The sequence below is a fragment of the Dehalococcoidales bacterium genome, from assembly GCA_030698765.1.
GTDB lineage: Bacteria > Chloroflexota > Dehalococcoidia > Dehalococcoidales > UBA2162 > JAUYMF01.
Genome location: JAUYMF010000099.1, coordinates 1 through 11664, shown reverse-complemented (window position 1 = coordinate 11664; position 11664 = coordinate 1). Strand labels below are relative to the sequence as shown.

12 protein-coding genes are annotated in these 11664 nt (G+C 52.6%); all 12 read left to right on the top strand.

Features of this window, described 5'->3' with window-relative positions:
* Positions 1–130: 130 nt before the first annotated feature.
* Positions 131–343 (top strand): hypothetical protein, encoded by a 213-nt coding sequence (locus Q8Q07_04615; protein MDP3879576.1) that lies wholly within the window; start codon positions 131–133, stop codon positions 341–343.
* A gap of 212 nt (positions 344–555) precedes the next feature.
* Positions 556–849, top strand: a complete 294-nt coding sequence (locus Q8Q07_04610; protein MDP3879575.1) for a hypothetical protein — start codon at positions 556–558, stop codon at positions 847–849.
* A 42-nt stretch (positions 850–891) separates the two neighbouring features.
* Positions 892–2022, top strand: coding sequence for a cell division protein FtsZ (locus Q8Q07_04605; GenBank protein MDP3879574.1), 1131 nt, complete (start codon positions 892–894; stop codon positions 2020–2022).
* Positions 2009–2404 carry a hypothetical protein gene (locus tag Q8Q07_04600; GenBank protein ID MDP3879573.1) on the top strand — a complete coding sequence of 132 codons (396 nt, stop codon included), beginning with the start codon at positions 2009–2011 and terminating at the stop codon, positions 2402–2404. The genes Q8Q07_04605 and Q8Q07_04600 overlap by 14 nt, the downstream gene beginning before the upstream one ends.
* 475 nt (positions 2405–2879) lie before the next feature.
* On the top strand, positions 2880–5336 hold the full coding sequence (gene leuS / locus Q8Q07_04595) for a leucine--tRNA ligase (GenBank protein ID MDP3879572.1): 2457 nt from the start codon (positions 2880–2882) through the stop codon (positions 5334–5336).
* A gap of 362 nt (positions 5337–5698) precedes the next feature.
* Positions 5699–6508, top strand: coding sequence for a pyrroline-5-carboxylate reductase (gene proC, locus Q8Q07_04590; protein ID MDP3879571.1), 810 nt, complete (start codon positions 5699–5701; stop codon positions 6506–6508).
* Positions 6505–6738, top strand: a complete 234-nt coding sequence (locus Q8Q07_04585; protein MDP3879570.1) for a YggT family protein — start codon at positions 6505–6507, stop codon at positions 6736–6738. Before proC ends, Q8Q07_04585 begins: the two co-directional genes overlap by 4 nt.
* 119 nt (positions 6739–6857) lie before the next feature.
* Positions 6858–7346 (top strand): MarR family transcriptional regulator, encoded by a 489-nt coding sequence (locus Q8Q07_04580; protein ID MDP3879569.1) that lies wholly within the window; start codon positions 6858–6860, stop codon positions 7344–7346.
* Positions 7347–7394: 48 nt separating this feature from the next.
* Complete coding sequence (locus tag Q8Q07_04575; protein ID MDP3879568.1) at positions 7395–8747, top strand: efflux RND transporter periplasmic adaptor subunit; 1353 nt, start codon at positions 7395–7397, stop codon at positions 8745–8747.
* A gap of 57 nt (positions 8748–8804) precedes the next feature.
* A complete protein-coding gene (locus Q8Q07_04570; protein ID MDP3879567.1) occupies positions 8805–9527 on the top strand; it encodes an ABC transporter ATP-binding protein in 723 nt (240 codons plus the stop codon).
* Positions 9514–10764, top strand: coding sequence for an ABC transporter permease (locus tag Q8Q07_04565; GenBank protein MDP3879566.1), 1251 nt, complete (start codon positions 9514–9516; stop codon positions 10762–10764). Before Q8Q07_04570 ends, Q8Q07_04565 begins: the two co-directional genes overlap by 14 nt.
* Before the next feature lie 39 nt (positions 10765–10803).
* Entirely contained in the window at positions 10804–11292 is a 489-nt protein-coding gene (locus Q8Q07_04560; protein ID MDP3879565.1) for a CvpA family protein, read from the top strand.
* Positions 11293–11664: the final 372 nt, after the last annotated feature.

Sequence of the window (11664 nt, the reverse complement as noted above, 5' to 3'; positions counted from 1 at the left end):
GGTATGCAAAGCCCAGCGTCCGCGTTGTACGGAGTGTGTCCTGGGGAAGCTCTGCCCCTCATACGAGTTGTTCACCAGGGTTTGAGACAAGGCCGGACAGGTGTTACAATATCTTTAAGGATGCAAGATATTGAGAAAGTTCTTGATAACCGGCGGCATAGCGGTAATTGTCTTTGCCATCGTTAATATTGTGTTCGCCTTCTCCTCCCGGCTGCGATTCGATATTCCCGAATGGTTAGGTGTTTCTCTTTACCTAGCTGCTTTCTACGTAGCCCCGATTGCCTTTTTAATAGCCCTTATCGGGAGTATAGTCTTAGTTGTCAAATCGAGATCGGGAAAGTAAGCATCCTTACCTGACGCCTCTTCACTTGGACATTAACAGCGCAGTTTCACCCTTTCCACTCCAACCTTTATCCTCTTTTTAAACGACTCGTAAAATACTTCTTCTCTCACTCTTTACACCAGCGAAGCTATTGTAGACCGTAATGAGATGATGCTACTATAAGTAAGTTCAAGAATGAAGAAGTGGAGGCATACTACTGACGGGAGGAAAGTATGACCAGTTTCTTTCGGAAACTTGGCAGAGAGAAATTATATAAACAGTGGATTGAACAAGAGGGTTTATCTCCTGAAGACCTTCCTGAAGACCTCAAAAAAGACGAGAGGGATTCCGGCGATGATCCGGATTATGAAATAAGCCCCGGCAGGGGATACCGTTCGAGGATAGGAGGGCAGAGTGACATCATCTTGAACCCTGCCACAATCCGTTTCATGCTTGTTATGGCACTTATCATTGTCGTGCTGCTGGTTGCTCTATCCGTACTGATTACGGTACTTATTATGCGATGATGCCGGGAAGTTGATCCGTATTCGCATGTTCAGGAAATATCAATGAAGATTCTGACAATAGGAATAGGAGAATGTGGCGGGCGCATCGCCGATGAGTTCGAAAGATTAAACAAACGGGCAAGGAGTATGCGTGGCGTTGAAATAGTCACGGGTACATTTGCCCTGGATACAGATACGGCCGCTTTAAGTGAGCTTAGCTCACTTAAAGCCGATTATAAGCGGCGGATTCTTGTAGGTGTACGGGAAAACAGGGGGCAAGGTAAGGTCTCAATAAATGAGATTGGTGCCGCCATAGCCAAGAAAGAGGGCGATAAACTACTAAACGAAGTGCGTTTAGTGAAGAGATTCCAGGAGACGGACGCTATCCTGGTAGCGGCCAGTGGCGCCGGTGGTACAGGTTCCGGGGCGATGCCGGTAATAATCCGGAACCTGAAAGAGAAATATCAGGATAAAGCGGTATATGGCCTGGTCGTGTTTCCTTTTGAACATGAAATACAGGCTGAGGCACGCCTGGTTCTTAATACAGCCAGCTGCCTCAAATCATCCTATACCGTGGCTGACGCGATATTTATCATTGACAATCAGGAATATGTTCAACGGGATTCTTCTCTGATACACGATTTAGGAAGACTCAATCAATTCATTATTGAGCCTTTTTACAATCTGCTCCGTGCCGGTGAAGAAAAGAAGACGAGGTATATCGGTTCAAAATTGATGGATGCCGGCGATATTATGGAAACGATAAAAGGCTGGACCGTTCTGGGTCATGGCCAGTCACCTTTATCCTTAACAAGTCAGATGATAAAGTCACTGAATTTCAAAAAGAAGGGCGCGGAAACTGATGTGGGAATAAAAGTCATGGAAGAGGCATTCAGCAATTTGTCTGTTAAATGCAACCCTTCTGACGCCGCCACTGCCCTCTTTTTACTATCAGCCCCCGCCAGGGAAATCACCATGAATTTGCTGGAGTATCTGGGTAATTATATGAAGAATGTGGCGACGAATGCTATTATCAGAAGCGGGGATTATCCGGTTGAAAAGGGACTGATAAGTATCGATGTCATCCTTTCTCAGCTTGGAGATGTTGAGAAAGTACGAGAAATCTATGGAGCAGCGGTTAATGTACCAGGAGAGGTTACGAGCGGGGAATCTAACAGTGATGATGAAATCTGAATCAGATGAAAGCGGACTTGACGAGCTAACGCGGCTATCCCGGAAGATGGCTGACGAAGCGCAACAGAGGGCGAGAAGCGAGCAACAGCGTACCGCGCAGCGGCAAATCGCCCGGGATGTGCTTCAGGGAGTCAAGGAAATCAGTATCTCGGTCGCTATGGGACAGTTAAAGCTGGTAGCTACACCGGAGATACTAACAGCAGTAACCCAGCTAAGAAATAAGCCGGGCACCCGGGAACTGCGCAAGATAATAACTGACCTGTCCCATGACCTGGAGAGACGCACCGGTAGCTTTTCTCCTTCTGACCCGGAGTTAGAACCAATCGCGCAATCAGTCAGGACCCTGGCGATACTCATCGAGCTTCTGTTCTCTCTGGAGTAATTCCTTGGCTTTGTTATCACCCGCTCACCGGTATGAGGGTTCCACTCGCAACTATTGTCATTCCGTACCCTGGCCTGTCGCCAGGACAGACTTGATACGGAATCCAGATAGGTAGTGTGACTGGATTCCGGCGGAAGCCGGAATCGGTCATGAACAGTTGCGCTGTTCACCATGAAGTGTAAAAATGCCGTTCGTGGTGAGCTTGTCGAACCATGAACGGCCCTTCGACAAGCTCAGGGTGAGCGGAGAGTAACCTATTTTCAGAGTAATGACAAAACTACCTATTTTCATAACGATGACACGACTCTCCGGGTAAAATGATGGCTATTACGCATTCTCACCGGTAGCCCGGTTGAACTCAAAGTTTACCAGAGTTATAATGAAGCAATCATGCTGGAACATGTCGTTAGCTCTTCGCTGCCGACACTTAAGTGGAGAGCTTTTATTTAGATTCTTAATAATACAGGAAAGAGCAATGTTAGCCAGATACAATCCCCAGGAAATTGAAAACAAGTGGCAGCAAAAATGGGCTGAGGACAGGCTGTACGAGGTCGCTGAGGATAGCTCCAGTCCCAAGTGGTATGCCCTGACCATGTTCCCCTACACCTCCGGTGACCTCCATATCGGGCACTGGTATGCCGAAGCCCCTTCAGACGCCCATGCCCGCTTCAGGCGGATGCAGGGTTACAACGTGCTGCACCCGATGGGATTTGATGCCTTCGGACTGCCCGCCGAGAATGCCGCCATCAAACGCGGCATTCACCCCTTTACCTGGACAATGCAGAATATAGAGAACATGCGGCGCCAGTTGAAGAGCATCGGCGCTATTTATGACTGGAGCCGTGAGGTCATCACCTGCCTGCCGGAGTACTATAAGTGGACGCAGTGGTTCTTCCTGAAGCTGTACCAGCACGGCCTGGCCTACCAGAGCCAGGCTCCGGTCAACTGGTGCCCCGGTTGCCAGACGGTACTGGCCAATGAGCAGGTACTTAACGGCCTCTGCGAGCGCTGCGGGACGGCAGTCACCCACCGTGACCTGGAACAGTGGTTCTTCCGCATCACCCGCTATGCTGATGAACTGATGCAGCACGAGGGGATTGACTGGCCGGAGCGCATCAAGATAATGCAGCGGAACTGGGTGGGCAAGAGCGTCGGCGCCGAGATTTCCTTCGCTCTCGACTACCCTGATATTTCCGAAAAAGAGATTAGAGTATTTACCACCCGCCCGGATACCCTGTTCGGCGTTACCTTTATGGTGCTGGCCCCGGAGCACCCGCTGGTTGCCCGGCTGACCACACCGGAAAGAAAGGACGACGTCGAGGACTACATCCGCCGGTCAAGGCAGCAGACCGAGATCGAGCGCTTATCCACGGAAAAAGAAAAGGACGGGGTATTCACCGGCTCCCATGTCACTAACCCTCTGAACGGAGAAAAAGTACCCATCTGGATCGCCGACTACGTATTGCTGAGCTACGGCACCGGAGCGGTGATGGGAGTCCCCGCCCATGATGAGCGCGACTTCGCTTTCGCCAGGAAATATGACATCCCTATCAGAACGGTAATCGCCCCTCCGGCCTGGCAGGGGGAAGAACTGGCTGAAGCCTACATTGAAGAGGGCACCATGGTGAACTCGGACCAGTTCAACGGGCTCACCGGACAGTCGGGAATAGAAGCTATCTGCGATTTTCTGGAGGAGAAGGGCTACGGCAAACGCGCCATAACCTACCGTCTCCGCGACTGGCTTATCTCCCGTCAGCGGTACTGGGGAGCGCCGATACCGATGATTTACTGCGAGAAGTGCGGTGTTGTCCCCGTACCGGAAGAAGACCTGCCGGTATTGCTCCCCAGGGATGCGGATTTTAAACCTACCGGCGAATCACCGTTAAAATACAACGAGCAGTTCGTCAACACCACCTGCCCCCGCTGCTCCTCCCCGGCCCGGCGGGAGACTGACACCATGGATACCTTCATGTGCTCTTCCTGGTATTTCCTGCGCTATACCAGCCCCCATTTTGACGGCGCCGCTTTTGACCCGGACAGGGCCAAATACTGGCTGCCGGTAGACCTCTATACCGGTGGCGCCGAGCACGCCGTGATGCACCTGCTCTACGCCCGCTTCTTCACCAAAGCGCTGCGGGACATGGGGCTGGTTGATTTCGGTGAGCCGTTCACCCGGCTCTTCAACCAGGGAATCATCATCGCCGATAAGCAGAAGATGAGCAAGTCCCGCGGCAACGTAGTCACCCCTGATATCTATGTCTCCGAGCTGGGAGCGGACACGGTGCGCGCCTATCTCATGTTCCTGGCCCCCTGGGAACTGGGCGGGGAATGGAACGACAGCGGTATCAGCGGCATCAGCCGCTGGCTCCACCGCACCTGGAACCTTGTACTTGAGAAGTATCATCCCCGGGAAGACGTTACTCCGCCGGAGAGAGAGGAAGCCCAAAAGGAGCTAAGCCGCATTACCCACCAGACCATTAAAAAGGTCACCGGCGACCTGGAGAGAATGCGCTTCAACACGATGGTCGCCGCGCTTATGGAGTTCGCCAACTACCTGGCCAGGATTAAAGAAGCCGGTAAAGTCACTGCTTCGGACTGGCAAGAAACTCTTGATAAGCTACTCCTGTTAATGGCTCCTGCCGTTCCCCACTTCGCTGAGGAGATGTGGCAGATAACGGGGCATGAATACAGCGTCCACAATCAAAGCTGGCCCGCTTGGGATGAAGAGCTGGCCAAAGATGAAGAGATCACCCTGGTGGTGCAAGTCAACGGCAAACTGCGCGACCGCGTTACCGTCCCGGCCACCATCACCGAAGCCGAAGCCCGGCAAAAAGCCCTGGAAAGCCCGCGGGTGAAGCCTTACCTCGATGGCAAAGAAATCATTAAGACCATCTACGCACCCGGCAAACTGGTCAGCCTGGTGGTTAAGTAGTGGAAATCTAGCCCTCTTCCTTTGTTAAAGGAAGAGGGAGGCAAAAGCGATTGCATGCGGGTATAAAGCTAACGTCTCTCTTTGGAAAAGGGAGACCAAGAGGGATTTAAACAGGGAGTATAAGAGGGGCTGCGCCCCTCTTCCATATGAATGTCATTGCGAGGAGCAAAGCGACGAAGCAATCCGTGAGGGGAGGCATAAACATACCTCACCCAGATTGCTTCGCCTCCCGACAAGTCGGGATGGTCTCGCAATGACAGTATGCGCAACGAGTGTCCAAGAGGGACGAAGTCCCTCTTCCAAAAATCTTTCCCCCTTCCCTTTCGTAAAGGGAAGGGGATTAAGGGGTTAGGATTAACATAATGAAAATAGCTTTTATCGGGGGGGGCAACATGGGGGAGGCAATAGTGTCCGCCGTGCTGGACAAAAAGCTGAGCGAACCACAGTATATCGCCGTCAGTGACGTCAGTGATGACCGCTGCCGATACCTCCGGCAGAAATACGGGGTCGCCGCCTCTACAGATAACCGCCTGACGGCGGAGAAGGGCGAAGTGGTAGTCCTGGCCATCAAACCCCAGACCCTCCACGAGGCAGCCCCTGACCTCCGCGGCCAGCTCAAGCCGTCGCAACTGGTATTGTCCATCCTCGCCGGGATAGACATCGCCACCATACGCCGGGAACTCAACCATGACCCTATCGTCCGGGCAATGCCGAACACACCGGCCCAGATTGGCGAGGGCATCAGCGTCTGGACAGCCACCGCCGAAGTAACCGAACAGCAAAAAAGCCGGGCGGGTTCCATCCTGGGCGCCATGGGCAAGGAAATCTACGTCGACGATGAAAGATACCTTGATATGGCCACGGCGGTAAGCGGCAGTGGCCCCGCTTACTTCTTCCTCTTCGTTGAGGTACTGGTGGAGGCGGCGGTAAATATCGGCCTCCCCGGTGATGTCGCCCGGGAACTGGTATTACAGACAATGCTCGGCTCGGGACACCTTATCCAGGCTTCAGGCAAAGAGCCTTCAGAACTGCGCCGGATAGTGACCACTCCCGGCGGTACCACCGCCGCCGCCCTGGCTGAGATGGAGAAAGGAGGGTTCGCCGACCTGATGAAGCGAGCCGTGACCGCTGCTTATGATAGAGCCAGAAAGAGATTAGAAACGCAACCGTGATATTCTTCCTCAAACTGCTCTGTGAAGCGCTTACCATCGCCATTTTTGCCCGGGCGGTATTGACCTGGTTCTCACCACGTCCGGGCAATACCCTGGTCAACGTTCTCTATCACGTCACCGAGCCGGTCCTGGCCCCGCTGCGCTGCATCATACCCACCACCGGCAGAGTGGACTTTACTCCCCTGGTTGCCATAATCCTGCTCCAGCTGATCGCCCGCTTCCTGCCTTAGCCGGCACTGTCCATCCTTTACCAAACCATAGCTCATATGACATTCACTATGTTCAGTATAGATAAAACATCCCGTACTTGGTATACTATACTGAGAAGCGAATTGCGCAGGAGCGCGGGATGACAACCGGTGACAGACATACCGCACAAAAACATTTTGTGGAAGAAGTCGGCATCTTCTTCGAGCAGACCGGGATGCCCCGGATGGCCGGCCGTATTATGGGCTGGCTGATGATTTCTGACCCGCCCCACCAGACCGTAGGAGATCTGACAAAGGTACTGCTGGCCAGCAAAGGTTCAATCAGCACCATGACCCGCCTCCTCATCCGGCTCGGACTGCTCGAACGCATCAGCCTTCCGGGACAGAGACGCGATTATTTCCGCCTCAAGAGCGGTGCCTGGCAACAAATACTCGGGGAGAGCCTGGTTCAGATTACAACCTCCCGGCAGCTTATCGAACGCGGACTGGAGCTGGTCGATGACAAGGCACACTTTAACCGCCAGTGGCTGGAGGAGATGCGCGGCATCTATTCTTTTCTGGAAAGGGAATTCCCTGTCCTGCTGAAACGCTGGGAGCAGGAACACAAGGATAAATTAGCGGCGGGTTGACCGCCGGTAGCAGCCAGGGATTATCAATCTTTGACACGGAGGTTCAATATGAAAGGTTGGCGACAAGTAACTATCTTGCTGCTATTTGTTATTCTGGCCGTGTCTGTCTCCTGTAATCCCTTCGGCAGTGGCGAACAGAATGGCACACAACAACTGGCTGAGGTGGTACGGGGTGACCTGAGCGTTACTGTTAGCGGCAATGGCAATATAGCGGTTGCCAAAGAAATGAAGCTGACCTTTGGCATCGCCGGTAGAGTGGATAAGATAAACGTTGAGGAAGGAGACGAAGTAGAAGAAGGAGCGGTGCTCGCTAAACTGGAGACCGATGACCTGGAACTGGCTTTAACCCAGGCACGGGTAGCCTACAGCCGGGCAGAGGTGGCCGTAACCCAGGCGGAGGTAGCCGTAACCCAGGCGGAAGTAGCCGTAACCCAGGCGGAAGTAGCCCTGCAAACGGCAGAATTCAATCTCAACCAAACTCAGAAGACACATACTCTATCCGACATCAAGGCGGCACAGGCTAATGTAGATACAGCCAGACGGGAACTGGAAGAAGCGCTATTAACACTATCCAAGTATGACCCGGGAACCCCTGGCTGGGAGGAAAATCAGAGGATAGTAAATCTGTTCCGGTTGAGGCTGAATACGGCTGAGGACACACTGGATGCCATGCTCTCCGGCGCCGGCACTGAGGAAGTGGTTATCAAAAACCAACAGGTGAAGGCTGCCCGGCAGTCCCTGGAGTTAAGCCGGCAGTCCCTGGAATCAAATATCAAATCGCTGGAATTAGCTCAACACTCCCTGGAGCTGAGCCTGCAATCCCTGGAACAAGCTCAAAAGCAGCTTGGTAAAGCAACAATGACGGCTCCCTTTGACGGTGCGGTAGCCAGCGTCAACATTGATGAGCAGGATACCGTAGCTCCCGGCACCATGATCATTCACCTGGTTGACCCCGGCAGCATGGAGCTAACCGTTGCGATGGATGAAATAGATATCTCCGTGGTGAAAGCGGGACAAAGAGCACTTATTGATATCGATGCTTTACCTGATCTACCTCTTGAGGGTGAGGTCAGTTCCATTAGCCTGTTACCTGCAGTAGAAGGGGGAGTGGTACTGTATAGCGTTAAAATCAAGTTTGATGTGCCTGAGGATAGCGGTTTAAGAAACGGCATGAGCGCCACGGCTGACATTACAGTTGCCCGGCGGGACAGCGTCTTGCTGATACCTGACCGGGCGATTCGGAACGATAGCCAGGGCAGTTCCCTGGTTGAAGTCATGGTTAACGGGCAAATCCAGGAAAGAATGGTAGTCACCGGCATCAGCGATGGAGTACGCACTGAGATTATTGACGGGCTGGCGGAGGGTGAGATGGTCGTTGAAAGACGGACCAGGTCATCCTGAGGCAGTCAGAGCTTATTACAAGCGTGGCTCACCGTATCAGCCACTCGGGTTAATGAGATGATTCGACTGGAAAGTATCACCAAGGTTTACTACATGGGCAAGGTCGAGGTCCCGGCACTGAGAGGGATTGACCTCGATATTCAGAAAGGAGAGCTGATTGCTATAATCGGCGCTTCAGGCTCAGGCAAATCTACCCTGATGAATATTATCGGTTTTCTGGACAAACTGACCTCAGGCAGGTATATATTTGACGGCACTGATACCAGCCGGCTCAGTGATAACAGCCTGGCCGAGATGAGAAGTAAGAAAATAGGCTTTGTCTTTCAGGACTACAATCTTTTACGCCGCGCCAGCGCCCTGTCCAACGTTGAGATGCCTCTTATCTACAGCCGCGGAGGCAACAAGCGCCAGCGAGCTATGGAATCACTGGAACGGGTAGGGTTAAAGGAACGGGCAAACCACAAACCCACCGAACTCTCCGGCGGTGAGCAACAGCGGGTAGCTATCGCCAGGGCACTGATAAATAACCCGCCTATTATTCTGGCCGATGAACCTACCGGTAATCTGGATAGCGTCTCAACCAATGAGATACTTTCTATTTTCCGCCAGCTTAACCGGGATGGTATCACTATAATATTAGTTACCCATGAGATGGAAATCGCGGCGCAGACCCAGCGCACCATTCGCCTCCATGACGGCAAACTGGTCAGCGATGATAAAAATACCCGGACGAACGTGGCCGGTGCTGACCGGGAGGTAAAGCAAAGTGAAGCTTTTTGAATTTTTTGGTATCGCTGTAAAATCGCTCTTGGCCAATAAACTGCGCTCGGTACTGACTATGCTGGGCATGATAATCGGGGTCGGCGCCGTTATTATTCTGATGTCCGTGGGGGCCGGCCTCCAGAATATGATTACCAGCACCTTTGAAGAGCTGGGTACTAACCTGCTCTTCGTGCAGCCAGCCAACCCGGAGGCGCCGGGGTTTGCCTCTTTTGCGCCCGGCTACGCTACCGCCAGCATTACCATGGGTGACGCTGAAGCGATGAGACAAATCCGTTCGGTGGTAGCTGTAAATCCAACCAACGAGAATTTTGTTAAGGTAATAGCTGGTAACGAAGCTGCAACTTCCGTGATAGAGGGTACCACTCCTGAATTTCAGCATCTGTATAATTTTACGATGGCGTCGGGGCAATTCATCTCCGAGGTAAATATTGCCCGGAGAGACATGGTAGTGGTCCTGGGGAGTAAAACTGCGAAAGACCTCTTTGGCAGCAATGACCCTGTCGGCCAGCGGGTCAAGATAAAGGATAAACGCTTTACTGTCATCGGTGTCCTGGAGCCCAGGGGCATGTCATCTTTCGGATTCAGCTGGGATGAGATGGTAGTAACACCGATAACCACCTATCAAGCCCGGTTATTCTCTCAGAAGACGCCCGGCGGGGAAGACGCCGTTCAGTCAATCGTCGTGCAGGTAGCCAGTGCCGATGTTATGGACGAAGTAATAGAAGAGATTGAAAATCTCTTGAGGAAGCGCCACCGCATTGCCGAGGGGGCAGATGATGATTTCGCTGTCATCGGCCTGGAGCAGTTACTCGGAACATTTGAGACCATAACCCTGGCATTAACTGTATTCCTGGGATTGATTGGTGGTATTTCCCTGCTGGTAGGCAGTATTGGTATCATGAACATCATGCTCGTCTCGGTGACCGAACGCACCAAAGAAATCGGCCTGCGCAAGGCAGTAGGGGCCAAGCGCCGGGATATCCTCATGCAATTTTTGCTGGAAGCGGCCATATTGAGCCTGGTAGGAGGCGCCATCGGGCTGACCGGAGCCTGGCTGATTGCCTACGCTATCTCCCTGGTTGACCTGGGCGGGTTCACCATCAATGCTGTGGTCTCGCCACTGGTCGTCACCGTAGCCGTCCTGGTCTCGGTCTTTATCGGACTCGCCTCCGGCATCTACCCGGCGATGAGAGCCGCCAGACTGAATCCTATTGACGCCCTGCACTACGGGTGAGATAATTAATAGAGAACGCAGGCAGGATTCGAAACACAAATGAACTGGCTTGATATAACTCTCCTGGTAATAATCGCCAGCGCCGTCTTCTTCGGACTGAAAACCGGCCTGATAAAGGCTGTCTTTTCACTGGCCGGTATAATCGTGGGCGTAATCCTGGCCGGACGTTTGCATACCCCTCTCGCCGGACAGTTGACTTTCATCCCGCAACCCGGCATCGCTGAAGTGGTCGCCTTCGCTATTATACTGATCGGAACAATGATTGTTGCCAGTATCCTGGCCCGGTTAGTTAAATGGACCGCCTCAATAGTGATGCTGGGCTGGGTCAATTACCTGGGCGGCGCTGCCTTTGGCTTCGTGATGGGGTCTCTATTCTGCGGCGCCCTGCTCGCCAGTTGGGTAAAATATTTCGGCGCCGCAGAAATCATCAGCCAATCCAGCCTGGCAAATATCCTGCTGGACCGGTTCCCGGCAGTCTTAGCGTTACTCCCTGAGGAGTTTGACGCGATACGCTCTTTCTTTGAGTAATCTAGTGCATTTTACCGGGCACAAACAGTGCCAGCACGCTAAATAGCCCTGTTAAGTCCCTCATCGCACTAATTAGACTGTAACGCACAATCTTTCGCTCAGGAACTCGGGTTGTCATTGCGAGGAGCGAAGCAATCCGTTTCTCGGGGTGGCGGATTGCTTCGGGCTTCGCCCTCGCAATGACAGTTTTGGTGGTTATCTCTTAAACGAAGGATTAAGTGTTACAAAGTACTAGTGCTTAGTTTCAAAAATAGGTATACATACAATTCCGCTCGCCCTGAGCTTGTCGAAGGGCGCGCCGGTGGTTCGACAAGCTCACCACGAACGGCGCGCATAAGATAACTCAATTACGAAACTAAGCATTAGGTGACG

What these genes read in the sequence shown, in the direction of transcription:
- Q8Q07_04575 (MDP3879568.1), top strand. Translation starts at nt 7,395, where the DNA reads ATGAAAGGTTGGCGACAAGTAACTATCTTGCTGCTATTTGTTATTCTG.
- Q8Q07_04600 (MDP3879573.1), top strand. Translation starts at nt 2,009, where the DNA reads ATGATGAAATCTGAATCAGATGAAAGCGGACTTGACGAGCTAACGCGG.
- proC (MDP3879571.1), top strand. Translation starts at nt 5,699, where the DNA reads ATGAAAATAGCTTTTATCGGGGGGGGCAACATGGGGGAGGCAATAGTG.
- Q8Q07_04570 (MDP3879567.1), top strand. Translation starts at nt 8,805, where the DNA reads ATGATTCGACTGGAAAGTATCACCAAGGTTTACTACATGGGCAAGGTC.
- Q8Q07_04605 (MDP3879574.1), top strand. Translation starts at nt 892, where the DNA reads ATGAAGATTCTGACAATAGGAATAGGAGAATGTGGCGGGCGCATCGCC.
- leuS (MDP3879572.1), top strand. Translation starts at nt 2,880, where the DNA reads ATGTTAGCCAGATACAATCCCCAGGAAATTGAAAACAAGTGGCAGCAA.
- Q8Q07_04610 (MDP3879575.1), top strand. Translation starts at nt 556, where the DNA reads ATGACCAGTTTCTTTCGGAAACTTGGCAGAGAGAAATTATATAAACAG.
- Q8Q07_04560 (MDP3879565.1), top strand. Translation starts at nt 10,804, where the DNA reads ATGAACTGGCTTGATATAACTCTCCTGGTAATAATCGCCAGCGCCGTC.
- Q8Q07_04580 (MDP3879569.1), top strand. Translation starts at nt 6,858, where the DNA reads ATGACAACCGGTGACAGACATACCGCACAAAAACATTTTGTGGAAGAA.